Origin of the sequence: Faecalibacterium sp. Marseille-P9590, from assembly GCF_017377665.1 — a bacterium.
Lineage (GTDB): Bacteria > Bacillota > Clostridia > Oscillospirales > Ruminococcaceae > Faecalibacterium.
In genome coordinates this window covers 73,844-99,197 of the sequence record NZ_JAFREF010000006.1, presented here as the reverse complement: position 1 = coordinate 99,197, position 25,354 = coordinate 73,844, and the positions used below count along the sequence as shown (strand labels likewise).

Genomic DNA, 25,354 nt, shown 5'->3' with positions numbered 1-25,354 from the left:
GTTCCCCGCCTTGGTACGCATTTCTAATAACTTTTCTGCTTAGGCTCTCCTATTAGGAGAGCTGTCGAGCGATAGCGAGACTGAGAGGTTACTCCGCGCTGTACTGCCCCAGCAGATTTGCAAAGGCTTTCAGCTGATCGTCCGAATAGAAATGGACGGTCAGCTTGCCTTTGCCGTCGTGGTAGGCCACGCGGACTTCGCTGCCCAGCGCCTGCTTGAGGCTTTCTTCCACCTCCACTGGCAACGCGCTCGGCAGCGGCGCGGCCACAGGCTCTTTTGCGGGCTTTGCCAGCTTTTTGCACAAAGCTTCGGCCTGACGGACGTTCAGCTGGTTGTCCGCTATCATCTGAGCCGCTTCCTCCTGCAGCTCCGGCGTAGGCAGGCCCAAAACGACCTTTGCGTGTCCGATCGTAATGAAGCCGCTTTTCAGCAGTTCCAGCACTGTTTCCGGCAGGCTCAGCAGCCGCAGGCTGTTGGCCAGTGCGCTCCGGCTCTTGCCCAGCTTGCGGGCGGCCTGCTCCTGGGTCAAATCGCAGCGGGTCATCAGCTCACGGATGCCGGCCGCCTCTTCCACGGGGTCAAGGTCTTCGCGCTGCAGGTTCTCCACCAGCGCAAGCTCCATGGCCTGCTCATCGGTCACGTCCTTGACGATGACCGGCACCTCGGTGAGGCCCGCCATCCGGCTGGCCCGCCAGCGGCGCTCGCCTGCCACGATGAGGTAGCCGCCGGACGGCTTCGGGCGCACCGCAATGGGCTGCAATAAACCGTGCTCGGCGATGCTAGCCGAAAGCTCTGCCAGCGTCTCGTCGTCGAAGGTCTTGCGGGGCTGGCCGGGGTCTGGCTCAATCTCCCGCAGGGGCAGCGTCTCGATTCTGGTATCTGACTCAAAGCTGGGGGCGGCGTCCTCAAACAGACTTTCCAGCCCCCGGCCCAGTCCTCCTCTTCCTTTTGCCATTGGTCTCCTCTCTCCCTCAGCCGTCCATCTTCACATCGGCCAGCCCCATCGTCTCGACCGGTTCCGCTGCAGCTTTTCCGCGGCGGCGCTTGGGTGCAGCTTCGGCGGGGCGGTTGCTCTTCACGAACTCGATGGCAAGGTCCATATACGCCTCGCTGCCCTTGCCCTTCGGCTCATAGAAGTTGATGGGCTGGCCATAGCTGGGAGCTTCCGAGATGCGGATGCTGCGCGGGATGGTGGTCTGATACACCTTGTTTCCAAAGTATTTCTTGACCTGCTCCACCACCTGCAGTGTCAGGTTATAGCGGACAGAGAACATGGTGAACACCACGCCTTCGATGTCCAGATAGGGGTTGTACTTTTTGCGGACGGTCTTAAGAGTGCTGATAAGCTCCGACAGACCTTCCAGCGCATAATACTCGCACTGCACCGGGATGAGGATGCTGTCGCAGGCGCACAGGCCGTTCAGCGTCAGCAGGTCAAGGCTGGGCGGGCAATCGATGAAGATAAAGTCGTAATCTTTCTGGATGGGGGCCAGCGCCTTGCGCAGGCGGCTCTCGCGGCCCGGCAGGTCGATCATCTCAAGGCTGGCACCCGCGAGGCGGGTGTTGGAGCCGATGACGTCGGTGCGAAACTCCGTCTTGCGGACAGCCTGCCGCGCGTCGGCCTCGCCGATGAGAATTTCATATGTACCAATATCTACACTCCGCTTGGAAATACCATAACCGGTGGTGGTGTTGCCCTGTGGGTCGAGGTCTACGATGAGCACTTTTTTGCCCAGCGCCGCCACGCAGGACGAGAGGTTGACGGCTGTGGTGGTCTTGCCCACACCGCCCTTCTGGTTTGCAACAGCAACGATTTTTGCCACGCTACTTGCTTCCTTCCGGGAAAAAGATTTGTTCCACATGGAACATTTCGAGGACGAAGCCCGCCGTTTTCCCCTCAGCAGGTCCCTTATACAGCTTAGTATAGCACATCAGCGCGGCTTTTTGAACTGGTTCTTTATAATTTTACGTTCTTTTGATGGCCACACAGCTCTTTTTCGCATTCAAATTCAGTTTTCGCCTTGCGTAAACATAAAATCTTCGGCGAAGCCGTAAATCGGAGAAACGAGAAAAAAGCGTTTAGCGAAGCGGCTAGCTTTTTTCCGTTTCGACTTCCCCTTCGGGGTCTGAAAGGGGCGAGCAGCCCCTTTCTTGCAACGGCGACGACCGCCGCCTGCGGCGGAAACAGGGAGGAGCTGTTGGGGCCGCGGTCAGCAGGACACGAGTGCCGCCCAAAGCACGAAGTGGACGCTGGGTACCGCAACCCGTCGGATCCCGCGCCTCGAAAGTAGCGGGCACTTTTCTGGTTCTCTTTTGGTGCGCAAAAGAGAACTTTGCCCCAATGCAAGAACGATTTAATCCACGCCATCGGCGCGCAATCCCACCCACCTTACCAGAAAGAAAGAGAGCCAATGTTCCACATGGAACACTGGCCCTCTCCCCTCACCTCTGCGCCGCTGCCGTCGGGATGCGCACGGTATACTCAATGTACCCATCCCGCTCTTCCCGGTGCGCCGTTGCCGGTACACCGTTGTCCGTCATCAGGCGGATGGCGTGGTCGATGGTATTCACAAAAATGCGGACGTCCTTCACCATTGAGATGCGGTGACGTCCCGGGGCAGCTGCGTTCAGCAGCTGCTCGATGTACAAGTCTGTAGCCCGGGCGTTCATCTTCCGCTTGGCGATGGTGATGAGCGCTTCACTGCGGCGGTTCTCCGGCAGACGCAGCACTGCCCGGGCGTGGCGTTCCGTCAGGCCGTTGTCCAGCACGAACTGCCGCTGGTCCTGGGTGAGCTGCAATAATCGCAGCTTGTTGGCCAGTGTCGGCTGAGCCATGCCAAGCCGCTTGGCTGCCTCCGCCTGCGTACAGTCCCACAAGACCATCACATCCCGCAGGCCCTGCGCCTGCTCGAAGGGGTTCAGATTCTCCCGCTGAAGATTTTCCAGAAGCCCCATCGCCGCCGTCTTGTCGTCGGCATAGTCGCAAAGGATGGCCGGGATGGTCTGCATCTTTGCCATCTTGCAGGCGCGGAGGCGCCGCTCCCCCGCCACCAGCTCATAGCCGTCTTCTTTTTTGCGCACGGCTATCGGCTGCAGTAAGCCGTTCTCCCGGATGCTAGCCGCAAGCCCCGCAAGCTCCTGCTCGTTGAAATTCGTCCGCGCCTGAAATGGCGACGGCTGGATGCTCTCAATCGGGAGAGCGTAGATTTTTCCGGCAGATTTCTTTCTCTCAAACATGATACCGCCCCTTTTCGTCTGGAATCGTCATAGTTTTCAACTTTTTCCCAGGAAAACGTGGAAAAGTCAGCTGCTTACATCCCCAGTTTACCAGAAAATAAAAGACCCTGCCAGAAGATTCGTTCGGCAGGGTCTTGCATTTTCTATTCGATGCTCCGTTATTTCAGCGGACTTTTCGCAATTTTTCCGCCGTTTCTGGGGTAGGCAGTCGGAGTTTGCGAAATCTTTTTGCAGAGGATGAGGGTGCGGGTATCGCCGCCCGGAAGATGGAGGGTGCGGGTCTCTTTGTACTCGCCGCCCAGCTTCTTGATGGCGCCCCGGGCTGCGGCCAGCTCTTCTTCGCCGGAAGCGCCCTTCATGGCAAGGAAGTTTCCACCCACCTTCACCAGCGGCAGGCAGTATTCTGCCAGCATGGGCAGAGCCGCCACCGCGCGGGCCGAAGCCAAATCGAACTGTTCACGCCACGCCTTGCGAGCAGCTTCCTCGGCGCGCTCCTTGGCGAACTCCACACCGGTAAGGCCCAGCTGGCCGCAGGCGTATTTCAGAAACTCCACCCGCTTGCCGGTGGGTTCCATCAGGGTCAGCTCCAACTCGGGCTTGAAAATCTTCGTCACGATGCCCGGGAAGCCCGCGCCTGCACCGACATCCACCATCTTCCCTGCCACCTCAGGCTGAGAGGCAAAGAGCAGGCTGTCGAGGAAGTGCTTGTCCTCGATGCCCTCCGGGTCAGTGATGGCAGTCAGATTGACCTTCTGGTTGTACTCCACCAGAATCTCCGCAAAGGCGTCCAACTGGTCGAGCTGGGTTCCGGTGAGCGCGATGTTCCATGTGGAACATTTCTGTTCCAGCCGGTTCTTATCTATCATAGCAAATTCCTTTCTTTACTCGCCCGTCAGATGCACAAAAATCGGCTCATGATGCACCGCCGGCAGGAATTTTTCAAATACATCTGCCGTCCGCAGCTTGAGCGATGAGGTGTTGATGCAGGGATGGCACCCCAGGTACTCCCCCGCCTTCAGGTCTTCGTCCATCAGCAGCTGAACGTGGTTTTCCGTGTCGTTGGCCAGGCCCATGATGGACGAAGAACCAGGTGTACAGTCGAGGTACTTTTCCATGTCTTCCGGCGACGCAAAGCTCAGACGGGCAATGCCCAGCTGACCGGAAAGCTCTTTGGTCTTGAAAGGCTTGTCGCCCGGCATCATCAGCAGGTAGAAGTTCGTCTTCTGCCGGTTGCAGAGGAACAGGTTTTTACAGACCATCGCGCCCAAAACAGCGTCGATGTCCTTGCAGGCTTCCATGGTGTCGGCGTGCATCCATGCATGGTCGGTGCGCCAGAACTGGATGCCGAGGCGGTCCAGCAAGTCGTAAGTGCGGACTTCTTTTTCAATCCGCCCGGTGCAGTCCGCAGGACGGCCCTCATATAACTCTAATTTTTCCATTGGTTTTCCTCATCTATCAATCGTGCTCGCGCCTGTGCGCGGGTCAGGTCGCTTTTTCATTAAGTGCTATGTTCTCTTTTGCGTGCCAAAAGAGAACCAGAAAAGCACCGCTTTTCCGAGGCGCGGGCACGGGAAAGGGGCTGCTCGCCCCTTTCAGACCCCAAAGAAGAAGTCGAAACGGAAAAATGCTAGCCGCTTTGCTAAACGCATTTTTCTCGTTTCTCCGATTTACGGCTTTGCCGATGGTGTTACGTCTTATCTTGCGCAACTAAAGCAATACTCAGCTGTGCCACATCCGACGGCGACACGCCGGGAATGCGTCCAGCCTGCCCCAAGTTTTTCGGGCGGATGCGGGCCAGCTTCTCGCGGGCTTCCAATGTTAGGCCGGTGAGCTCTGTGTAAGAGAAATCCTCCGGGATGAGGGTCTTCTCGTGGCGGGCCACCTCGTGTATCATCCGGTCCTGCCGGGCAATGTAACCCGCGTACTTGATTTCAGTTTCCAGACGCTCAGCCAGCATGGGCGTGATGCCCTCACCCCAGCCGATCATGCCCGCGATGAGCGGATAGTCAATTTCCGGCCGGCGCAGCAGCTCTTCGGCAATGCCGCCCTCTGCGGCCGGAGCAAGGCCCGCTGCTTCCATCGCGGCGCGCAAGTCCGCCGTGCGCAGATGGGCGTCATGCAGACGGTGGCGCTCTGCGTCCAGCACAGCCTGCGTCTGCTGGTACTTTGTCCAGCGGTCATCCTGCACGAGGCCGTATTCCCTGCCGATGGGCGTCAACCGGGTGTCGGCGTTGTCCTGACGGAGGGTCAGGCGGTACTCGCTGCGGCTGGTCATCATCCGGTAGGGGTCCATGACGCCCTTGGTCACAAGGTCATCGACCAGTGTGCCGAGATAGCTCGACTGCCTGGGCAGGATGAGCTGGCTTTCGCCCAATGCGTTCCGGGCAGCGTTCAGACCGGCCAGAAGGCCCTGCGCGGCGGCTTCCTCGTAACCCGAGGTGCCGTTGAACTGTCCCGCACCGTAGAGGCCCCGCACCACCTTGCTTTCCAGCGTGGCTTCGAGGCTGGTGGGGTCTACGCAGTCGTACTCGATGGCGTAGGCCGGGCGCATGATCTCAATATTCTCGAAGCCCTTGATGCTCCGGTAGAATGCATTCTGCACATCTTCCGGCAGACTGCTGGACGCACCCTGCAGATACATTTCCTCAGTGTTCTCGCCGCAAGGCTCCACGAAGATGGGATGCCGGTCCTTCCCTGCAAACCGCACTACCTTGTCCTCAATCGACGGGCAGTAGCGCGGGCCGACGCCCTCGATCATGCCGCCGTAGAGCGGGCTGCGCTGGATATTGTCCAGAATGATTCTGTGCGTCTCAGGGTTGGTGTAGGCGATCCAGCACTCCACCTTGTTGTGCATAGGGGCATCGGTCATGAAGCTGAAAGGCTGAAGTTCATTGTCCGGGTCGCCGGGCTGGCATTCCAGCTTAGAGAAGTCGATGCTCCGCCGATGCACGCGGGCAGGCGTACCGGTCTTGAAGCGGCGCAGCGGCAGACCGGCGGCTTTCAGGCTCTCGGTGAGGGCGTTGGCCGCGTGCATCCCGTCGGGGCCGGAGGCGTACCATGCATCGCCCACAAAAATTTTTCCGCCGAGGTTGGTGCCGGTGGCGATGACCACGCACTTTGCGCCATACTCCCCGTTCAGCTGGGTAACGACGCCCTTCACATGGCCGTCCTCCACCTCGATGGAAATGATTTCCGCCTGATGGATAGCCAGCCCCGGCGTCAGCTCAAGGGCGTGCTTCATATATTCATGATAGCGCTTGCGGTCGGTCTGGACGCGCAGAGCGTGGACAGCGGGGCCTTTGCCCTTGTTGAGCATCCGGCTCTGTAAATAGGTGGCATCTGCCGCAAGGCCCATCACGCCGCCAAGAGCATCCAATTCGCGTACCAACGTACCTTTTGCCGTGCCGCCGATACTGGGATTGCAGGGCATATTGCCGATGGCGTCCAAGCTCATCGTGAACACCGCCGTCTTTGCGCCCAGCATCGCGGCAGTATGGGCCGCCTCAATGCCCGCATGGCCGGCACCGATGACGATAACGTCGTAGTCTCCTAAATGGTTCATACTTTCCTCTATTTGCAACATAAAATCTTCGGCGAAGCCATAAATCGGAGAAACGAGAAAAAAGCGTTTAGCGAAGCGGCTAGCTTTTTTCCGTTTCGACTTCTCCTTTGGGGTCTGAAAGGGGCGAGCAGCCCCTTTCTCGTGGATTCAGCGCGTCGAAATCGCTGGTGGTTTTCTGGTTCTCTTTTGACATCAAAAGAGAACAATTCCACTTAACGTAAAAGCGCTCTGCCCCGCGCACAGGCGCGCAACGATACTGTCCTTACTTCCCCACGCAGAATCTCTCAAACACCTCATTGATGACCGCCTCCGAGGCGTTCTCCCCTGTCAGCGCACAAAGTGCATCCAGCGCGTCGTCCACGCAGACTGACACAGCGTCCAGCCCGAGCCCCTGCGCGGCGTCCAGTGCTCCGGCTACGGCATCCCGAGCGCGGGTGGCAGCGGAAAGCTGCCGCTGTCCCGAGAGGCTGGCGGCGTGGGGGTCGATTTGGTTGGTCCCCAGCAGGCGGGCTACCGCCGCCGCGATGACCTTCCGCGCCCCCTCTTCCTGACAGCAGACCGGCAGCACCATCGCAAAATAGGGTGCGATGAGCTCTGCGTCAAACCGGGTGGGCTTGTCCTCTTTATTGACCAGCGCGATGGCCGGACGACCCGCGCAGCGCTGAGCCAGCTCCAGGTCCTCCCGGGTCGGGCGCTCCGAGCCATCGAAGACGGCGAGGATAAGCCCCGCCTCGTCCAGCTTCTTCCAGCTGCGGCGGATACCTTCGGCTTCTATCTCGTCTTCCGTCTGACGCAGACCGGCAGTGTCGAAGAGATTCAGCCGGACGTCGCCCAGCTGAACAGCCTGCTCCACCACGTCGCGAGTGGTTCCGGCCACCGGCGTGACGATGGCCCGGTCGAACCCGGCCAGCAGATTGAGCAGGGTGGATTTGCCCGCATTGGGCTTGCCCACGATGGCGCAGTCCACGCCCTCGCGGAGGACAGCGCCTGCATCGTAGCTCTGGATGAGGGCGTCCAGCTCCTGCTCTACCCCGCCTAAAACGTCGCAGAGATGGCTCTGGCTCAGTTCCGGGACATCTTCCTCAGGGAAATCCACCCAGGCGGCCAGATGGGCCTGCAAGGCCGTCAGAGCATCTTTCTGGGCCGCTATCTTCCGGGCCAGCGCACCGTTCAGGGAGGCATTTGCCAGCGCGGCCCCCTGTCGGCCATCGGCGGAGATGATGTCCATGACGGCTTCGGCCTGGGTCAGACTGAGCTTGCCGTTCAGGAAAGCACGGCGGGTGTACTCGCCGGGAGCGGCAGGCGATGCCCCCGCCGCAATGCAGGCTTCCACCAGCCGCCGGGCGACAGCACTGCCGCCGTGGCAGGAAAGCTCCACCACATCCTCGCCGGTGTAGCTGTGGGGCGCGCGGAAAAACAGCGCCACGCCCTCGTCGAAAGCCTCTTCCCCCTCCACGAACGCACCGAACATGGCGGTATAGCCTTTGGCGTCCGCGACCTTTTTGGTTGGGTTAGCCGGACGGAACACCTTCGCCGCCACTTCATAGCTTTCCGGGCCGGACAGCCGCACGATGGCGATGCCGCCCGCACCCGGAGCGGTAGCAATGGCCGCAATGGTCGAATGCTGCATCTTCTCCCCTCCTTATGCGCAGATGAATACAGTATATTCTACCACGAACCGCCAAAAAAAGAAATATGCTGCGCAAAAAAGCGGCACACCGCCGGAGAGTCCGGCAGCGTACCGCTTTTGCATTTTATCCTCGGGTCTTCCCGGCAAGGCGATAGTGCTCTTCCTTTGCCAGATACATCCGTGTTTCGGCCGATTTGACGAGGACTTCCATGTCGATGCCGCCCGCGCTGTGAGTCGCTGTACCCACGGCCACCGAGTAACCGGCCTCGTCCACCTCCTGCACCAGCTTGTGGATAAGCGCGCGCATCTCTTCGGCGCTCTTGTCCATCGCAAAGGCCACGAACTCATCGCCGCCCACACGGTAGCTGTACTTTTCGCCGAAGATGTCCCGCACCTTGGCTGCCACGGTCTTGAGCATCTCGTCGCCTGCCGCGTGGCCCCGGGTGTTGTTCAGCTCATGCAGGCCGTTCACGTCCAGATAAACACAGCTCAGCGTGCTGCTGCAGTGCATCGGGTAGTCGTGCATCTGGCTCTCGTAGGCGTTGCGGTTTTTCAGGCCGACGTTCAAGTCCGTCTCCGCGATGCCCAGCAGCTTGTGCCGGATGGAAAAATTTTCGTGCATCGAAAGCATGATGAAGGTGGATATGATGCAGGACACCGCACCAAACACCACGCCGTCCAGAATATCAACTGGGAGCGTCTCTTTACTCTTGAACAAAAAGCAGGTCAGGATGAAAATACCATCGAAAAAGACGACATTCAAGATATGCTGGATGGGCCGCATGACAAAGAGCAGCGGCACTGCCAGCAAGAACGCAATAAAGCTCACCGTAGGAGTATCGGGAGAAGGATGGATGCCCAGATAGATGCCCAGCACATAGAGCAAAGCCTCAAAGGCGTACATCAGCCAGGTCAGCAGCAGGCCGTTTTTTCCCGGGAATGCCCGGTTGACCGCCTGCAGGCCCATGCACACGGCCAGCGCTATCATATAGGCCGGCATATTGGGCCGCAAAAATTCCAGAGCCCCAGACAGTATCCATAAAACTGTAAGAAACGCACAGGCTATCCCCAGGTAGGCCGTCACACGTTGGCGGTTGGAGCGCTGTATATCCGGCAGACAGGCTTTGTACTCCTCCCGTGACATCTCCGCATACAGCAGCCTTCGCAATGCTTCCATAGCCATCCTCTTTTCAAACCGCATTCGTCCCCGCACTGCACGAGGGCGCACTTTCCCCTTTTGTTCTGCGGGTTTTTCCTATTTTATCATGAAGCTCCCAAAAAGAAAATATCCAGCGCATCCCAGCGTTTATTTTCTATGATATGCTAAAAAGCGATAATTAAATTTAGCTATATTACCCATTGATATTTTACTTTATTGTGCAAAAAAGGGTGTGCAGCCCCTGAAAGACTGCACACCCCGTTGCGTATGAAAGAAAAATCAGAATGCGGCAATATCGGCCGTGGTGATGGCCTTGCCGGGCAGGGTGCGGCTGTCGGCGTTCTCCGACAGGGCCAGCTTGCCCTCGCGCAGCAGCTTGACGGCCTTCTCGTGGTCAGCAGCGTTCCAGTTGTTGCCCACGAGCTTCCAGTTGTTGTCCACGTGCGGCTCGATGGTGCCGCCCTTGACGGTGCGGATGTACTCGCCCAGCAGTTCGCGGACGCCGCCCACATCGCCGCGCACGTCGATCTCCAGCAGCTTGGGCAGCTCGTCGCCCTCCTTGAAGATGTCGGCATAAGCCAGCAGCTGGGTGGTGGCACGGTAGTTGTTGACGGCCACCACGAAGCTGTCATCGTCCTCCACCGGACGGCCATCCATCCAGGTCAGGTTCTGGATGCGGTTGCCGGGCTGCTTGGAGATGTCGAGGTCATACTTGACGCCTGCAAAGGCATCGTACAGGTAATAGCGGACGGAAGAGTCGAATGCGATGGTCACATCGCCCGGCTCCCAGGTCTTGAAGAAGGCAGCAGACCACTCCATGAACTGACGCAGCTGCCAGCCGTTCATCTGCAGCTTGTACAGGGTGTTCTGGTAGGTGTAGATGCTTGCCATGTCGCACTTGCGGATGGTACCCTCGCGCATCTGGGAAGTCATGGAGGTCAGAGCCGTTGCGGCCACCTGAGCGTCGGTGTAGTACATCTGTACCTCGTTGATGAAGTCCAGCAGAGCAGTATCCTGCACCATGGCCTGCGGCAGGCAGTCGATCTCGTTTTCGGGGGCCAGATCACCGCCGACCAGCTGGCCGATGGGGGTCACGGCGTCGTCCTTAGCGCGCTGGTCGTACTCTGCCAGCAGAGCAGTCAGCTCGGGGTCGGGAGCGTAGTCCTTGATGGTCAGGTTCTCAGAGGTGCGGTCCTTCACCTTCCACTTGCCGTTCAGGCCGCGCTCCAGATAGACGTGGATGTCGGAGACAGTGGCACCGGCATTCTTGTTCTCGACCACCAGCACGCCGTTGATCATCTTGTTGGGGATGCTCTTGTGGCCGTGAGCAGCGACGATGACGTCGAACTCGGGGCAGGCATTTGCCAGGTCGGTGACGCCGGAGCCATAGACGCCATACTCATTGTCAACATCCATATGCATAACGCCGATGATGACATCCACATTGTTCTTGATCTTATCAATGATCTTGCGGCTCTCGTCCACCGGGTTGGTGACAGTCCAGCCCTCGAGGTTCTTGGCGTCCCAGCGGGTGATGTTGGGAGTGACCATACCGATGACGCCGATCTTGACGCTGCCCTTGTTGATGATGGTGTAGCCGTCAGCCAGAGGCTTGCCTTCGGGGCTGTAGACGTTGCCGGTCAGCACCTTGGCCTTCTGCTGGGAGAGCACCTTTTCCAGCGTGGCCATGCCATAGTTGTACTCATGGTTGCCGGTGACGTAGACATCGTAGCCGATGGCGTTCTGAGCAGCGATCATGGGGTGGACATCGTCGTTCAGGAACAGCTCAGCGGAGTTTGCCTGAATGGTGTCGCCTGCATCCACGACCAGCGTGGTCTTGGTGCGGTTCTCCTTGATGGCAGTTGCCTGCTGGGCCACGCTGCCGGAGGCGTCGGCCTTGTTGGCGGCGTAATCCCAAGGGTCAAACTTACCGTGGGTATCGCTGGTGGCAAGGATCTGCAGGTCCATGCTCCACAGGTCTTTGATGCCGGCAGCGGAAGCAGCCGGGACCAGACCACCCATTGCGGCGGCGGTAGCCGATGCACCGGCCACGCGCAGGAAATTACGGCGGGAAATCTTATTCTGTTCCATAATAATTCCTCTCTTTTTTGCTTGGTATACACTCCGAAGCATTTGTAGCTCTAGTATAAGGCTTGCCGACATTGTTTTACAATGTGCAAGTAGGAGAAAAATTTCTTCCGGAATTGGACATATTCTCCAATTTTCCGATAAGAACGACTTTTCTTCCTAAATTATTTTTTCAGATTTGCTTTTCATCGTAAACCATCTTCATGCAAAAGATGTGTAAATTTATAGTGTTCCTCGTACAAAAAAAGACCCTCCCCTGCACGGCTTCCGCCATGCGGGAGAGGGCCTTATCATTCAGCTTTTACAGCTCGATCTTGCCGAAGCTCAGATCAGCGAAGTCATCCACACGCTCAGTGCGCTTGGGTGCCACAGGGGCAGCATTCTCGGCATCGCGCGGGGTGTAGGTGCGCTCAGGCACATTGGAGCGGTAGCCGCCACGGCCGCCGCCATTGCGCGGGCCACGGCCATTCCGGTCACCACGGCGCTCGCCGCCGCGATGATAGCCGCCGCTGCGGCCATTGCCGTTGCGGTCATGACCGCCGCGGGGTCCGCGGGGACGTGCATTTGCGCTCTCAGCCACAGCGTTGGGGTCGGTGGAGTAGATGACCACACGGCGGTCACGGCCCTCGCCCTTGCTCTCGCTGCGGACGCCCTCCATCTTGCTGATGGCAGAGTGGATGATGCGGCGCTCGTAGGGGTTCATGGGCTCCATGGCAAAGCTGCGGCCAGTGCGGCGCACCTTGGCACCGATGCGCTGTGCCAGTGCGGTCAGGTCGCTCTCGCGCTTGTCGCGGTAGCCGGCCACGTCGAGGCCCAGCTTGATGTAGTCGCCCTCGAGGCGGTTTGCCACGAGGCTTGCCAGATAGGACAGGCTCTCCATCGTCTCGCCGCGGCGGCCGATGAGGGCGCCCATCTTCTCGCCGTCCAGATGGATGATGGTAGCCTCACCCTTCTGCACAGCGCTGAACTTGACGTCCTGTACGCCCATCTTCTCGATGACATCCTTCAGGTAGTCCACAGCGGCCTTGACCTTGGCGTTCTCCTCGATGTTGATGGGGACTTCCACCTCTTCGCCCTCTGCGGCGGGAGCAGCCTGCTCTTCGGCAGGGGCAGCTTCCTCAGCGGGAGCAGCAGGCTCTTCCACAGCAGCGGGAGCCTCAGGGGCAGTCTCTTCGACGACAGGCTCAGCCGCCACAGGAGCAGCCTTCTCCTCCACAACGGGAGCGGGCTCCTCAACGGGGGCAGCAGGAGCTGCCGCAGGCTCGTCCGGCAGCTCGACGCTGACGCGGACCTTGGCGGGAGTGAGCTTCAGGCCCAGAAAACCGGTCTTCTGGGGCATTTCCAGCACTTCGTAGCTGACGTTGATGTCGTCCTTTTCCACGCCCAGCAGAGCGCAGGCGTTGGTGCGTGCTTCATCGACCGTCTTGCCGGTCGCTTCCTGCGTACGGATCATAACCGTCAATCCTCCTTTTTGTTCTGCAGCTCGCTCAGCGGGACAGTGCGCTCGTCCTTGTAGCGCTCAGCATCCTGCTGGCGGGCATACTCGAGGCGGCGCTTGTTCATCTCGCTGGCGGAGATGTTCTTTTCCACGACCTCACCGGTCTTCTCGTCCTGGACCTTGATGGTGGTGCTCTTCACGCCGCGCTTCTCTTCCTTCTTGCGGGAAGCGATCTCGGCCTTGACCTGCTCCTTCATCTTCTCGGGATCATAGATCTTGCGCATGATCTGGGTCTGGACGGTCATCACGATGTTGGAAATGACGTAGTACAGAGAGAATGCGCAGGGAACGGTAAAGCAGAAGAAGACGTACATCAGAGGCATCATATACATGGTCAGCTTCATGCTGCCCTGCATCTCCTGGCCGGATGCCTTCATGCTGATGTGGGTGGAGATAAACATGGTGACGACAGCCAGGATGGGGAAGATCAGCAGGGGCAGGTTGTCTGCTGCCAGGCTGTACTGCGGCACACGGGTCAGGTCGATGCCGAAGAAGTCCATGTGCTGGCCGAACTCAGTGATGGTGTTCAGCTGGTCTGCGGTGAACACAGAGGTGACGGTGGACTCACCGGCCAGCACCTGTGCGATGATATTGGTGTCGCGGGTCACCTGAGTGAAGCTGATGCCCAGAGCGGTCATGGCATCGCCTGCGGCGGTGATGGCGTCGGCGCCGATGTGGAAGATGCGCTGCAGCGGGCGGTACACGACCTCGATGACGCCGAACATGACGAGGAAGTTGACCAGCATGGGCATACAACCGGCGGTGGGCTTATAGCCGTACTCCTGCTGGAGCTTGAGCAGCTCTTCCTGCTGCTTTTCGGGCTTGTCCTTGTACTTTTTCTGGATGTCGGCGATCATCGGCTGGAAAGCGGACATCTTGGCCATGCTCTTCTGCTGATTGAGCTGCAGAGGGATGCTGATCAGGCGGATGACGATGGTGAAGATGATGATGTCCCAGCCGTAGTTCGGGATGAGGTTGTAGATCCACTCCATCACATAGCCGAGAGGTACACCGAGGATGTACAAAATATTCATGTCTCTGTCCATTCTGCCCCGCCTGTGGTGCGGGACGGTTATTTTTATCGTAGGACACGCCGCCCACAGTTCAGCACGTCACAAGAAGCATTATAATAGCATTTCCTCTCAGCCTCTCCTATCAGGAGAGGTGTCACGCCGCAGGCGTGACGGAGAGGTTTTCCCCGCTTCAGCGCTCTTCCAAAGAGCATCGACGAAGAGGTTTTCCACTTATTTTTCGTGTCTGGTGGAAAACAGAGCCGAGGCCGAGAGATGCCGGGCCGGATTTTTCCAGCGGCCCTTTTCCGGTACGGGGTCGTAGCCCCAGCGGCCCAGCGGATTGCACCGGGCGATGCGCCACGCCGTCAGCAGCAGCCCTTTGACGCAGCCGTGGGTGCGGATGGCCTCGATGCCGTACTGGCTGCAGGAGGGCGAAAAGCGGCAGTTTCGCCCCAGCCCCGGGCTGATGAACTTCTGGTAGAGCCGGATGAGCCCGCAGAGGGCTTTCTGAAAGATGCTCACGCCTCGGGCTTCCGGACCGGCGGCAGGGTGGCTGGGGGCTTTGCGCCCGGCTGTTTTGCCTTATCCGGCAGGCCGGCCTGGGCGAAGAGCTTTGCCACGATGGCGCTGAGCTGCCAGCTCTTGAGCCGGGGGGTCATGCCCCGGGCCACGAAAACGAGGTCGTAGCCGCCGATGTTGTAGTCGAGGTGTTCGTCGATGGCGGCCTTCATAACGCGGCGGGCGCGGTTGCGCTGCACGGCGTGGCCGATCTTTTTGGTGGCCGTCAGGCCCACCCGGGTGCGCTTGCTCCGCGTTTTGAGCACGTAGAGCACCAGCGCCTGGTTGACATAGGACTTGCCGCGGGCATACACGCGGCCAAACTCGCCGTTGCGGCGGATGGGACGATAGCGCATCCTGTGCGCCTCCCTTCAGGTGATGTGGGAGCACCGCCCGGAAAAAAGCAATGCTCAGTGTTCAGTATAGCAAAAAAACGCCGACATGAAAAGCTCATCCAGGCGTTTTCTCTGCCAAATCTTTGACAGTTTTTTTAGGCAATGCGACTATTCACCGCAGCTTTCCGGCCTTTTTTCCCGAATGCCGGGTAAAAAAATAAGACCGCCAATCCAATATCAGCGGCCTTTTTGCGCATATTCCATTCTGCGCCGGACCTGATGCATACTGCTCAGGATCAGACGGTCAGGCTCTTGCGGCCCTTAGCACGGCGTGCGTTGATGACCTTGCGGCCGTTCTTGGTGCTCATGCGGGTCAGGAAGCCATGAACTTCCTTGCGCTGACGCTTCTTGGGCTGAAAAGTTCTCTTCATGGTGTATTTCCTCCGTAAAAACTCGTCCCCGGTATGGGGTCTATTCTGGTCCCAAAATGGGGACAGGCTTGCAATTCAACAGTATATCGCACACTATGGCCTTCTGTCAAGCATTTTTTTCGCTTTCCTTCAAACTTTTTTGAAAAACCTCTGTGGAGAAACTTTCAACTTTTTCACCCATTTCCCGTGGAAAACTTTTTATCCACAATATCTTGTGGCTTTTCTCCGCCTTGGACACAAGGCCGTTTCCCAGACGCAGGTATGTCTTTTTTATGTATTATAAATTACCTTATATAATATAGACGCAGGGGGATTTTTGTGGTATACTAACCTGGTATCAGCAGCATTGTTGAAAACTTCAATGGAGTGGATGTACTATGGATTCTTTCAAGGACGTTTTAGAGGCTGCCCAGAGCTACTGCAAGGCGCAGATGGCGGAGCCGACGTATAATCTCTATATCGACGGGTTGGAGCCTATCAGCTTTGAGGACTCCAGCCATATCACCCTCTCGGTGCGCAACGACTTCATCTGCAAGATCGTGACGGACCGTTATCTCGGCCTGCTCAAAGAGGCCTTCAAAACAGTGCTGGGCTTTGACGTGGACATCACCCTCGTCGTCCCCAGCACACCGCCCCACGAAGTGGTGCTGGCCCAGCAGTACGAGGCGAACCCCGCCTCCCCGCAGGGCAACTATGAATTCACCTTCGAGAACTTCATCAAAGGCCCCTCCAACCAGTTTGCGTTTGCTGCGGCGCAGGCTGTTGCGGCCAACCCCTCCGGTGCTTACAACCCGTTGTTCATCTACGGCGGCTCGGGCCTCGGCAAGACCCATCTGCTGACGGCCATCCAGACCGAGATCAAGCGCACCCACCCCGACTTCGTCATCATGTATGTCACCTGTGAGCAGTTCACCAACGAGCTGATCGCGGCCATCCGCGCCGGCAGCACTGAGGACTTCCGGATGAAGTACCGCGTGGCCGACCTGCTGCTGGTGGACGACATCCAGTTCATCGCGGGCAAGGAGTCCACCCAGGAAGAATTCTTCCATACCTTCAACTCCCTCCACGATGCCCACAAGCAGATCGTCATCGCATCCGACCGCCCGGCCAAGGAGATCAAGAGCCTGGAAGAGCGTCTGCGCACCCGCTTCGAGTGGGGCCTGACCGCCGACGTCCAGCCGCCGGATTTCGAGACCCGCGTGGCCATCGTCAAGCGCAAGGCGGAGCTTCTCCACCTCGATCTGCCCGAGGATGTGGCCGAGTTCATCGCCAACCATCTGAAAAATAACATCCGCCAGCTGGAAGGCGCGGTCAAAAAGCTCAACGCCTACTATATGCTCGAGGGCATCCAGCCGGTCATCAGCGTGGCACAGAATGCCATCAAGGACATCCTCAACGAGACCCAGCCCGTGCCTGTCACCATCGAGAAGATCGTGGGCGAGGTATCCCGCACCTTCAACGTCTCCCCTGCCGACATCCGCGGCACCAAGCGGAACGCCAATGTGGCCTCCGCCCGCCGTGTGGCCATCTACATCCTGCGCGAGGTCACCGGCATGAGCATGGAGGAGATCGGCCGGGAGTTCTCGGGCCGTGACCATTCCACCATCGTCTACTCCCTCAAGACCATGGAGCGGGACATGAAGAATGACCAGCACCTGCGGGAGACGGTGAGCGACATCATCAAGAATGTGAAGGCTTAACGCACCAGAACCGTGTAAAAGTCATACTCATTCAGGGGTCAAACCCCAAAATATGGGGAGAAAGAGGAACAAAAAGGGGAAAATAGACCTAGATATTGTGGTGAAAGGCCGAAACTTTCCACTCTTTCCACATGGTTTTCAACATTCAACTTCCGTTTTTCACAGCGGATGTGGAAAGAACCACCGCTCTCCCCGATTCAACATTCCATTCACAGTTCCTCAACATCTTCGTGGAAAACCAAATCCCCGCATCCCGGCAAGGGTTTGCAGAGTTTTCCACATCTTCCCCACCCCCTACTACGATTACTACAACAAGTTCAATAAAGAAAACAGGTTTTTGCATCGGATCTCATGAGGAACGACAGCAAAACAGACGCAAAAAAGGAGAGAAGAAGATTTGAACATCATCTGCGACAAAACTCTTCTGAGTGCAGCCATTGACGGCGTATCCAAAGCAGTCACTCTGCGCTCTACCATCCCGGTACTGGAGGGCATTTTACTGAAGGCAGAAGGCTTCCAGCTGACCCTTACCGGCTACGACCTCGAAATGGGCATCGTGACTACCATCGAAGCCAATGTCAAAGAACCCGGTGAGATCGTACTGAATGCCAAGCTGCTCAGCAGCATGATCAGCCGAATGCCGGCAGGCCAGATCACGATCCAGTCTGCCGATAATGGCAAAACCACCATCCAGAGCGGCGTGGCGCAGTTCGAGATCCAGTCCATGTCGGCCACCGATTTCCCCGAGCTGCCCAACACCGGCGCCGAGGAGACCCTGACCATCAAGACCGGCGTGCTCCGCGATATGATCGACCGCACCCTCTACGCTGTCAGCCAGGATGAAAAAAAACCTGCGCATACCGGTGAACTTTTTGAGATAGAGCCGGATAAAATGACCATCGTTGCCCTGGACGGCTACCGTCTGGCCATCGTGGAGCGGCCCGTCACTGCCGTCAAGGACATCCGCATCATCGTCCCCAGCAAGACCATGACCGAAGTGTCTCATCTGCTGCCCAACGACGACGAAGAGCCGGTCCACATCTGTGCCAACCGCCGCTACGTCGTGTTCATGACCGCTGGCTACACCATCATGAGCCGCCTCATTGAGGGCGAGTTCCTCAACTATCACAATGTCATTCCGGCAGGCAGCCGCACCCGGGTGACCATCGACACCAAGGAGTTCATCGAGACCATCGAGCGTGCTTCTCTGATTATTACAGAGCGTTTAAAAAATCCCCTCCGCATCACTTTTACAGAGGGTAAAGTCGTCGTCCGCTGCCAGACCAATCTGGGCCGCGTCGTCGATGAGTTCAACGCCGAGTGCGAGGGCGACGAGGTGGAGATCGGCTTCAACAACCGCTACCTGTTGGACGCGCTGCGCAATGCCCGCACCGAGAAAGTGCGGATGGAGATCAGCGGCCCGCTGAGCCCGGTGAAAGTGCTGCCGGTGGAGGGCAATGACTTCCTGTATCTGGTCCTGCCCGTCCGCTTCAAAAACGACTGAGAGGCGTAATAAAATGCAAAAGATCCTCATCCATACCGAATTTATCAAGCTGGACGCCCTGCTGAAATATGCGGGCCTGTGCGAGACCGGCGGCGAAGCCAAGGAACTCGTTCAGGGCAGGGCCGTGAAGGTCAACGGCGAAGTCTGCACCATGCGCGGCAAGAAGTGCCGCCCGGGCGATACCGTGGAGCTGGACGGACAGACCATCGAGATCGGGATGGGCGGCTGATGCGGCTGCTCTCTCTCGAAGTCGAAAATTACCGGAACATCGCCTCGGCCAGCCTGACGCCGGGCCGGGAGCTGACTGTCATCTGCGGCAACAATGGCCAGGGCAAGACGAACCTCCTGGAAGCCATCTGGCTGCTTACCGGCGGCAAGAGCTTCCGGGGCGGCAAGGACGCAGAGCTGGTGCGCCGGGGCGAACCCTTCGCCGTACTCAAAGCGTCCACTCTCCGCGCACAGCAGGAAGAGCAGGAAAAGGAAGAGCCGAACCGCGTCCGCCTGACGGTGGGTGCGCCGGACTCTCCCCGCCCGGGCCGGACAGTCTCGGTGAACGGGGGCGCAGTCAAGCGGGCGGCCAGCCTTGCGGGCAGCTTTCCGGCGGTGGTTTTCGACCCCGGACATCTGAGTCTCGTGAAGGGCGCGCCGGAAGGGCGGCGGAAATTTCTGGACGCTGCCCTCTGCCAGCTCTACCCCGGCTACCTGACCCTCTACCGCCGCTATGTCCGGGCTTTGCAGCAGAAAAACGCGCTGCTTCGGCGCTCTTCCAATGGCATTGAGCGGCCTTATGCCGAAAAGCGGGCCTTATTAGAAGTGCTGAATGTGGAGCTTGCCCAGCAGGGCGAGGCCATCCAGCAGCGGCGCAGAGCCTATCTCGCCGCTCTCTCCCCGCTGGCCTGTGCCAACTATGAGGAGCTTTCCCGCGGGGCGGAAACACTGAGTCTGCGGTATGCGGCTCAGTTCGAGCCGGGCGGTCTGGCCCAGCTTCTGCGGCAGAAAATGCCCGAAGAGCTGCGGGCCGGGCAGAGCCTCTGCGGCCCTCACCGGGAAGATTTAGACCTTCTTCTGGATGGTCAGCCTGCAAAAGTGTATGCGAGTCAGGGACAGCAGCGGAGCGTCGTGCTCAGCCTTAAAATGGCCGAAGCCGCCGCAGCTGCCTCCATCACGGGCGAACACCCGGTGATGCTGCTGGACGACGTGCTCAGCGAGCTGGATGATGGCCGCAAGCAGTATCTGCTCACCCGGATGCGGGAAAAGCAGACCTTCGTGACCAGCTGCGACGACACCGCTTTCCTCAAAACGGACGGCGAGGTCTACCGGATGAACGGCGGCGTGCTGACGAAAGTGTGATGCAATGTATGTACACCTTGGCCGCGATTATGTCCTGAACGACCGGGACATCATCGGCATCTTCAATCTGGAAACGACGACCATCTCACCCCGGGGGCGGGAGTTTCTGAACTACGCCCAGAAAAACGGGGCGGTGGTGAGCCTGTCCGATGAGCTGCCCCAGAGCTATGTGCTGGCAGATTCCCCGGTGGATACGATCTATCTCTCGGAGCTGTCGTCGGCTGCGCTCAAACGGCGCACGGAGATGAAACTGGAATAAGCCAACCAGCGATTGATCGCTTTTACAAATAGTAACGAAAAAACGAAACAAAACAAAAGGGAGAAAGGAAATGGCAGAGGAAATCATTACCAGTACCAACGCAGAAACTGCGACGGACCATGAATACAACGCCAGCGAGATCCAGGTCCTGAAAGGTCTGGAGGCAGTGCGCAAGCGCCCCGGTATGTATATCGGCTCCACCGGCGAGCGCGGCCTGCACCATCTGGTGTACGAGATCGTGGACAACGCCATCGACGAGGCTCTGGCCGGTTACTGCGACCACATCGAGGTCAAGATCCTGAAGGGCGACATCATTCAGGTCACGGACAATGGCCGCGGCATCCCCGTGGACATCCAGGCTGATACCGGTCTGCCTGCTGTCACCGTCGTCTATACCATCCTCCACGCCGGCGGCAAGTTCGGCGGCGAGAACTCCGGCTATAAGGTGGCCGGCGGCCTGCACGGCGTCGGCGCGTCCGTCGTCAACGCCTGCTCGGAGTGGCTGACCGTCAACGTCCGCCGCGACGGCCGCGAGTACGAGCAGACCTTCCGCCGCGGCGACCCGGACGGCCCGCTGAAGTGCATCGGCACCGTGGACCCCAGTGTCACCGGCACCCGAGTCACCTTCAAGCCCGACCCGGAGATGTTCAAGGACACCACCGTCTACAACTTCGAAACGCTGGAAAAGCGCCTGCGGGAAGAGAGCTTCCTGAACGCCGGTGTCAAGATCACCTTGACCGACGAGCGCGAGCTCTACACCCCCGTCCTCGAGGACGGCAAGGAGGGCGAGCCCACCTACCGCACCGAGGTCATGTGCTACGAGGGCGGCATCAAGAGCTTCGTCACCTATCTGGGCGAGAAGCGCGACCTCGAGGTGCTCCACCCCAACGTCATCTATCTCAAGGGTCAGACCGACCGGGGCATGGCAGAAATCGCCTTGCAGTATAATTCCAGCTACAATGAGCTGCTGCTGAGCTTCGCCAACAACGTCAACACCCCCGACGGCGGCACCCACGAAGAGGGCTTCCGCAGCAGCCTCACCCGCGTCTTCAATGACTATGGCCGCAGCCACGGCCTGCTGAAGGACAAGGATGAGAACCTTTCCGGCGCTGACGTCCGTGAGGGCCTCATCTGCGTTATCTCCGTCAAGCTGCAGGAGGCCGAGTTCGAGGGCCAGACCAAGGCAAAGCTGGGAAATACGGAAATTCGGACCCTCGTCTCCAACATGGTCTACTCCAAGCTGATGGAGTTCTTCGAGGAGAACCCCGGCGTGGCCAAGGCTATCTTCGAAAAGGCCACCCAGGCCGCCCGCGCCCGCGCTGCCGCCAAGAAGGCCCGTGAGCTGGTGCGCCGCAAGAGCGCCCTCGAGACCAGCCGGATGCCCGGCAAGCTGGCAGACTGCCGCGAAAAAGACCCCACCCGCACAGAGATCTTCATCGTCGAGGGTGATTCTGCAGGCGGCTCGGCCAAGATGGGCCGTGACTCGGCCATTCAGGCCATCCTCCCCCTGTGGGGCAAGATGCTCAACGTCGAAAAGGCCCGCGCCGACCGTATCTACGGCAACGACAAGCTGATGCCTGTCGTGCTGGCACTGGGCTGCGGCATCGGCGACGAGTTCGATATTTCCAAGCTGCGGTATGACAAAGTGTTCATCATGGCCGATGCCGATGTCGATGGTTCTCACATCTGCACCCTGATGCTCACCTTCTTCTTCCGCTATATGCGCCCCCTCATCGAGCAGGGCCATGTCTATGTGGCACAGCCCCCGCTGTTCAAGGTGCAGAAGGGCAGCACCATCAAATACGCTTACAACGACGCCGAAATGGCCCTGCTCTCGCAGGAGATGCCCGGCGCGAAGATAAACCGCTATAAGGGCCTTGGCGAGATGAACCCGGAGCAGCTCTGGGAGACCACCATGAACCCCGAGAACCGCGTCATCGTCCGCATCACCATCGAGGATGCCGAGAAGGCCGATGAGGCGTTCACCATCCTGATGGGCGATCAGGTGGAGCCCCGCCGCCGCTTTATCGAGACCAACGCCCAGTACGCAAAGCTCGACGTGTAATTGGAGGAAACAATGGAAGAAGATTATGTGATGATACCGGGCAGCGGTACCAAGATGATCATCCGGGACGTCAAGAAGGAGATCGAGACGGCGTTTCTGGATTACTCCATGTCGGTCATCGTGGCCCGCGCCCTGCCGGATGTGCGTGACGGCCTGAAGCCCGTCCACCGCCGCATCCTCTACACCATGCACGAACGCGGCAACGACCCCAGCCATCCCTACCGCAAGTCGGCGGATACCGTCGGTGCGGTGCTGGGCTCTTACCACCCCCACGGCGACGCCTCCGTTTACGACGCCATGGTTCGTCTGGCACAGGATTTCTCCCTGCGCTACCCGCTGGTGGATGGTCAGGGTAACTTCGGCTCGGTCGATGGCGACCCTCCGGCTGCTTACCGTTACACCGAGGCCCGCATGAGCCGCATGGCGGTCGAGATGCTGACCGACATCGACAAAGACACCATCAACTGGGACCCCAACTTCGACGAGACGAAGAAAGAGCCCAGCGTCCTGCCCTGCCGCTTCCCCAACCTGCTGGTCAACGGCAGTCAGGGCATCGCCGTCGGTATGGCCACCAACATCCCGCCCCACAACCTCAGTGAGGTCATCGACGGCTGCGTGGCCTATATCGAGAACCCCGACATCGACCTGCCCGGCCTGATGGAGCACATCAAGGGACCGGACTTCCCCACTGCCGGCATCATCATGGGCCGAAGCGGCATCCGCGCCGCCTACGCCACCGGCCGCGGCAAAATTACTCTGCGGGGCCGTGCTACCATCGAAGAGACCAAGAATGGCCGTACCCAGATCATCATTACGGAAATTCCGTATATGGTCAACAAGGCCCGTCTTATCGAGAACATGGCCGACCTCGTGAAGGAAAAGCGCATCGAGGGCATCACCGGCCTGAACGATGAGACCAACCGCAAGGGTATGCGCATCGTGGTGGACATCCGCAAGGACGCCAACGCACAGGTCATCCTGAACCAGCTGTACCAGTACACCCAGCTGCAGGATACCGTGGGCGTCATCATGCTGGCCATCGACCACAAGGTGCCGAAGGTCATGACCCTGAAACAGATGATACAGAAGTACGTCGAGTTCCAGGATGAAGTCGTCCGCCGCCGCACGCAGTATGATTTGAAGAAGGCCAAGGAGCGCGCCCACATCCTCGAGGGTCTGAAAAAGGCCACCGACATCGTGGATGAGCTCATCGCTACCATCCGCGCCTGCAAGGGCGGCATGGCCGAGGCAAAGGCCGCTATCATGGAGCAGTTCGGCTTCGACGACCCGCAGGCCGATGCTATCGTGAAATTGCAGCTGGGCCGTCTGGCTGGTCTCGAGATCCTCAAGATCGAGGAAGAGCTGTCCGGCTTACAGGCAAAAATCAAGGATTGGGAGGACATCCTCGCCAACGACGCCCGTGTTCTGGAAATCGTCAAGAACGAGCTGCTGGACATGAAGAAGCGCTTCGGCGACGAGCGCCGCACCGAGATCCAGTCCGTCACCGGCGAAGTGGACATCGAAGACCTCATCGCCGAGGAGCAGTGCGTCTACACCCTCACCGAGGCCGGCTATATCAAGCGCCAGCTCAAGGCCACCTATCAGGCCCAGAAGCGCGGCGGCCGCGGCATTTCTGGCATGACCCGGAAGGAAGAGGACATCGTGCAGGAGATGTTCGTGGGCTCTACCCATGATTATGTCCTGTTCGTTACCGACAAGGGCCGTCTCTTCCGTATCAAGGGCTACACCATCGCCGAGGGCAGCCGCACCAGCAAGGGCAGCAACATCGTCAACCTGCTGCAGCTGGCCGAGGGCGAAAAGGTCACCAACATGCTCTGCTACCCCAAGGACGAGGACAACAAGGGCGGTTTCGTCACCATGGTCACCAAGCAGGGCCTCATCAAGCGCACCCCGCTGGAGCAGTACGCCAACATCCGCAAGACGGGCCTCATTGGCATTGCGCTCAACGAGGGCGACGCGCTGGCATGGACCCGCCTGACCACCGGCAATGATATGCTCATCGTGGCTACCCGCAACGGTCAGGCCATCCGCTTCAACGAGGCCGATGCCCGCCCGATGGGCCGCAGCGGCCACGGCGTCCGCGCCATCAAGCTGGCCGAGGGCGACGAGGTCGTCGGCGTCTGCATCTGCCGCGAGGGCGGCACGGTGCTCACCGTCACCGAAAACGGCAAGGGCCGGCGCTCTGACATCGACACCTACCGCATCACCGCCCGCGGCGGCAAGGGCATCCGCAACTACGATGCCTCCAAGGACAAGGTGGCAGCCGTCAAGATCGTGGACGACATCGACGATGTGCTGCTGAGCAGTCAGGAGGGCATCATCATCCGCCTGCACGCCAACGAGATCCCCGTCCAGAGCCGCTACGGCTCCGGTGTCCGGGTCATGCGTCTGGGCGAGAACGATAAGGTGATGGTGCTGGCCCGCACCGACCACGACGACGAGGCACAGACCGAGAGCATCGAGGCCGATACCGAGGACGAGCCCACTGCCGAGCAGCTGGCGGAGATGGAAGCAGCCGATGAGGCATCGGCCGCCGAAGCTCCCGAGGCTGACACCGGCGACGAGGAATAAACCTTATTTCCACACATAAACTGACCCTGCGGGGGAGTACACGCTTTCTGCGGTGCTCTCCCGCAGGTTTTTGCAAAAAATCACGGTTATACTGGACAAATCCGCTGTTTGTGTGGTACTATGGCCAGACAACAAGAAAGATCCTCATGGGGGAGTAGCAGGCGCTGTTTTGCAGGCAGCGCAGCAAGTCAACACAATGACGGCCCGGGCGGCTGTCTGGCTTGCTTTCATTTGCGAGACTCATGTGCTTTGGTGCGAGTACCACGCCCATTCCACATGGAGTCAGTTTGTAAAAATCCGACCCGGAATTGGCGAAATGCGCGCCGATCCCGGGTCTTTTATCTGCCCACCAATTCCGGTCAAATCAGGAGGC

21 protein-coding genes are annotated in these 25,354 nt (G+C 59.0%); 7 read left to right on the top strand and 14 right to left on the bottom strand.

Going from position 1 to position 25,354, the window contains the following annotated elements:
• Positions 1-88 precede the first annotated feature (88 nt).
• The 14 genes from J3349_RS08790 to rpmH all read right to left on the bottom strand — a co-directional run bounded on the left by J3349_RS08790 (position 89) and on the right by rpmH (position 15,511).
• On the bottom strand, positions 89-955 hold the full coding sequence (locus tag J3349_RS08790; protein ID WP_207677148.1) for a ParB/RepB/Spo0J family partition protein: 867 nt from the start codon (positions 953-955) through the stop codon (positions 89-91).
• A gap of 16 nt (positions 956-971) precedes the next feature.
• The gene (locus tag J3349_RS08785) at positions 972-1,823 is read right to left on the bottom strand and encodes a ParA family protein (RefSeq protein ID WP_223386565.1); all 852 of its coding nucleotides are present in this window, start codon (positions 1,821-1,823) and stop codon (positions 972-974) included.
• Between the two features lie 619 nt (positions 1,824-2,442).
• Positions 2,443-3,237: a ParB/RepB/Spo0J family partition protein gene (locus J3349_RS08780; protein ID WP_149794729.1), complete on the bottom strand. Its 795-nt coding sequence runs from the start codon at positions 3,235-3,237 to the stop codon at positions 2,443-2,445.
• A 158-nt stretch (positions 3,238-3,395) separates the two neighbouring features.
• Positions 3,396-4,103, bottom strand: coding sequence for a 16S rRNA (guanine(527)-N(7))-methyltransferase RsmG (gene rsmG / locus J3349_RS08775; RefSeq protein ID WP_149794730.1), 708 nt, complete (start codon positions 4,101-4,103; stop codon positions 3,396-3,398).
• 15 nt (positions 4,104-4,118) lie between these two features.
• Entirely contained in the window at positions 4,119-4,676 is a 558-nt protein-coding gene (locus tag J3349_RS08770) for a prolyl-tRNA synthetase associated domain-containing protein (RefSeq protein ID WP_207677147.1), read from the bottom strand.
• Positions 4,677-4,924: 248 nt separating this feature from the next.
• Positions 4,925-6,799: a tRNA uridine-5-carboxymethylaminomethyl(34) synthesis enzyme MnmG gene (gene mnmG / locus J3349_RS08765; protein ID WP_207677146.1), complete on the bottom strand. Its 1,875-nt coding sequence runs from the start codon at positions 6,797-6,799 to the stop codon at positions 4,925-4,927.
• Positions 6,800-7,061: 262 nt separating this feature from the next.
• Positions 7,062-8,429 (bottom strand): tRNA uridine-5-carboxymethylaminomethyl(34) synthesis GTPase MnmE, encoded by a 1,368-nt coding sequence (gene mnmE / locus J3349_RS08760; protein WP_207677145.1) that lies wholly within the window; start codon positions 8,427-8,429, stop codon positions 7,062-7,064.
• 124 nt (positions 8,430-8,553) lie between these two features.
• On the bottom strand, positions 8,554-9,417 hold the full coding sequence (locus J3349_RS08755) for a GGDEF domain-containing protein (RefSeq protein WP_207677144.1): 864 nt from the start codon (positions 9,415-9,417) through the stop codon (positions 8,554-8,556).
• Positions 9,418-9,867: 450 nt separating this feature from the next.
• Positions 9,868-11,679, bottom strand: coding sequence for a 5'-nucleotidase C-terminal domain-containing protein (locus J3349_RS08750; RefSeq protein WP_207677143.1), 1,812 nt, complete (start codon positions 11,677-11,679; stop codon positions 9,868-9,870).
• A gap of 298 nt (positions 11,680-11,977) precedes the next feature.
• Complete coding sequence (jag, locus tag J3349_RS08745; RefSeq protein ID WP_207677142.1) at positions 11,978-13,129, bottom strand: RNA-binding cell elongation regulator Jag/EloR; 1,152 nt, start codon at positions 13,127-13,129, stop codon at positions 11,978-11,980.
• A gap of 5 nt (positions 13,130-13,134) precedes the next feature.
• Positions 13,135-14,208, bottom strand: a complete 1,074-nt coding sequence (locus tag J3349_RS08740; protein ID WP_242699586.1) for a YidC/Oxa1 family membrane protein insertase — start codon at positions 14,206-14,208, stop codon at positions 13,135-13,137.
• Positions 14,209-14,418: 210 nt separating this feature from the next.
• Positions 14,419-14,703, bottom strand: a complete 285-nt coding sequence (yidD, locus tag J3349_RS08735; protein WP_149794770.1) for a membrane protein insertion efficiency factor YidD — start codon at positions 14,701-14,703, stop codon at positions 14,419-14,421.
• Positions 14,704-14,705: 2 nt separating this feature from the next.
• A complete protein-coding gene (gene rnpA / locus J3349_RS08730) occupies positions 14,706-15,101 on the bottom strand; it encodes a ribonuclease P protein component (protein WP_015565052.1) in 396 nt (131 codons plus the stop codon).
• Positions 15,102-15,376: 275 nt separating this feature from the next.
• On the bottom strand, positions 15,377-15,511 hold the full coding sequence (rpmH, locus tag J3349_RS08725; protein ID WP_005924258.1) for a 50S ribosomal protein L34: 135 nt from the start codon (positions 15,509-15,511) through the stop codon (positions 15,377-15,379).
• Between the two features lie 377 nt (positions 15,512-15,888).
• Here rpmH and dnaA point away from each other — a divergent pair, with 377 nt between their 5' ends.
• From dnaA to gyrA, 7 genes are all read left to right on the top strand, one after another.
• Positions 15,889-17,211 carry a chromosomal replication initiator protein DnaA gene (gene dnaA, locus J3349_RS08720; protein WP_015565051.1) on the top strand — a complete coding sequence of 441 codons (1,323 nt, stop codon included), beginning with the start codon at positions 15,889-15,891 and terminating at the stop codon, positions 17,209-17,211.
• Between the two features lie 397 nt (positions 17,212-17,608).
• The gene (gene dnaN, locus J3349_RS08715) at positions 17,609-18,715 is read left to right on the top strand and encodes a DNA polymerase III subunit beta (protein WP_149794736.1); all 1,107 of its coding nucleotides are present in this window, start codon (positions 17,609-17,611) and stop codon (positions 18,713-18,715) included.
• 13 nt (positions 18,716-18,728) lie between these two features.
• A complete protein-coding gene (locus J3349_RS08710) occupies positions 18,729-18,944 on the top strand; it encodes an RNA-binding S4 domain-containing protein (RefSeq protein ID WP_207677140.1) in 216 nt (71 codons plus the stop codon).
• A complete protein-coding gene (locus J3349_RS08705) occupies positions 18,944-20,065 on the top strand; it encodes a DNA replication/repair protein RecF (RefSeq protein WP_149794737.1) in 1,122 nt (373 codons plus the stop codon). Before J3349_RS08710 ends, J3349_RS08705 begins: the two co-directional genes overlap by 1 nt.
• Positions 20,066-20,069: 4 nt before the next feature.
• Positions 20,070-20,324, top strand: a complete 255-nt coding sequence (locus J3349_RS08700; RefSeq protein WP_207677139.1) for a DUF370 domain-containing protein — start codon at positions 20,070-20,072, stop codon at positions 20,322-20,324.
• A 70-nt stretch (positions 20,325-20,394) separates the two neighbouring features.
• Positions 20,395-22,389, top strand: coding sequence for a DNA topoisomerase (ATP-hydrolyzing) subunit B (gyrB, locus tag J3349_RS08695; RefSeq protein WP_158395559.1), 1,995 nt, complete (start codon positions 20,395-20,397; stop codon positions 22,387-22,389).
• A 12-nt stretch (positions 22,390-22,401) separates the two neighbouring features.
• Positions 22,402-24,981: a DNA gyrase subunit A gene (gyrA, locus tag J3349_RS08690; RefSeq protein ID WP_207677138.1), complete on the top strand. Its 2,580-nt coding sequence runs from the start codon at positions 22,402-22,404 to the stop codon at positions 24,979-24,981.
• Positions 24,982-25,354: the final 373 nt, after the last annotated feature.

Excerpts from the sequence above, each read along its gene's own strand:
- J3349_RS08790 (WP_207677148.1), bottom strand. The coding sequence starts at position 955 with ATGGCAAAAGGAAGAGGAGGACTGGGCCGGGGGCTGGAAAGTCTGTTT.
- J3349_RS08780 (WP_149794729.1), bottom strand. The coding sequence starts at position 3,237 with ATGTTTGAGAGAAAGAAATCTGCCGGAAAAATCTACGCTCTCCCGATT.
- rsmG (WP_149794730.1), bottom strand. The coding sequence starts at position 4,103 with ATGATAGATAAGAACCGGCTGGAACAGAAATGTTCCACATGGAACATC.
- J3349_RS08770 (WP_207677147.1), bottom strand. The coding sequence starts at position 4,676 with ATGGAAAAATTAGAGTTATATGAGGGCCGTCCTGCGGACTGCACCGGG.
- mnmG (WP_207677146.1), bottom strand. The coding sequence starts at position 6,799 with ATGAACCATTTAGGAGACTACGACGTTATCGTCATCGGTGCCGGCCAT.
- mnmE (WP_207677145.1), bottom strand. The coding sequence starts at position 8,429 with ATGCAGCATTCGACCATTGCGGCCATTGCTACCGCTCCGGGTGCGGGC.
- J3349_RS08755 (WP_207677144.1), bottom strand. The coding sequence starts at position 9,417 with ATGATAGCGCTGGCCGTGTGCATGGGCCTGCAGGCGGTCAACCGGGCA.
- J3349_RS08750 (WP_207677143.1), bottom strand. The coding sequence starts at position 11,679 with ATGGAACAGAATAAGATTTCCCGCCGTAATTTCCTGCGCGTGGCCGGT.
- jag (WP_207677142.1), bottom strand. The coding sequence starts at position 13,129 with ATGATCCGTACGCAGGAAGCGACCGGCAAGACGGTCGATGAAGCACGC.
- J3349_RS08740 (WP_242699586.1), bottom strand. The coding sequence starts at position 14,208 with ATGAATATTTTGTACATCCTCGGTGTACCTCTCGGCTATGTGATGGAG.
- rnpA (WP_015565052.1), bottom strand. The coding sequence starts at position 15,101 with ATGCGCTATCGTCCCATCCGCCGCAACGGCGAGTTTGGCCGCGTGTAT.
- rpmH (WP_005924258.1), bottom strand. The coding sequence starts at position 15,511 with ATGAAGAGAACTTTTCAGCCCAAGAAGCGTCAGCGCAAGGAAGTTCAT.
- dnaA (WP_015565051.1), top strand. The coding sequence starts at position 15,889 with ATGGATTCTTTCAAGGACGTTTTAGAGGCTGCCCAGAGCTACTGCAAG.
- J3349_RS08710 (WP_207677140.1), top strand. The coding sequence starts at position 18,729 with ATGCAAAAGATCCTCATCCATACCGAATTTATCAAGCTGGACGCCCTG.
- J3349_RS08705 (WP_149794737.1), top strand. The coding sequence starts at position 18,944 with ATGCGGCTGCTCTCTCTCGAAGTCGAAAATTACCGGAACATCGCCTCG.
- J3349_RS08700 (WP_207677139.1), top strand. The coding sequence starts at position 20,070 with ATGTATGTACACCTTGGCCGCGATTATGTCCTGAACGACCGGGACATC.
- gyrB (WP_158395559.1), top strand. The coding sequence starts at position 20,395 with ATGGCAGAGGAAATCATTACCAGTACCAACGCAGAAACTGCGACGGAC.
- gyrA (WP_207677138.1), top strand. The coding sequence starts at position 22,402 with ATGGAAGAAGATTATGTGATGATACCGGGCAGCGGTACCAAGATGATC.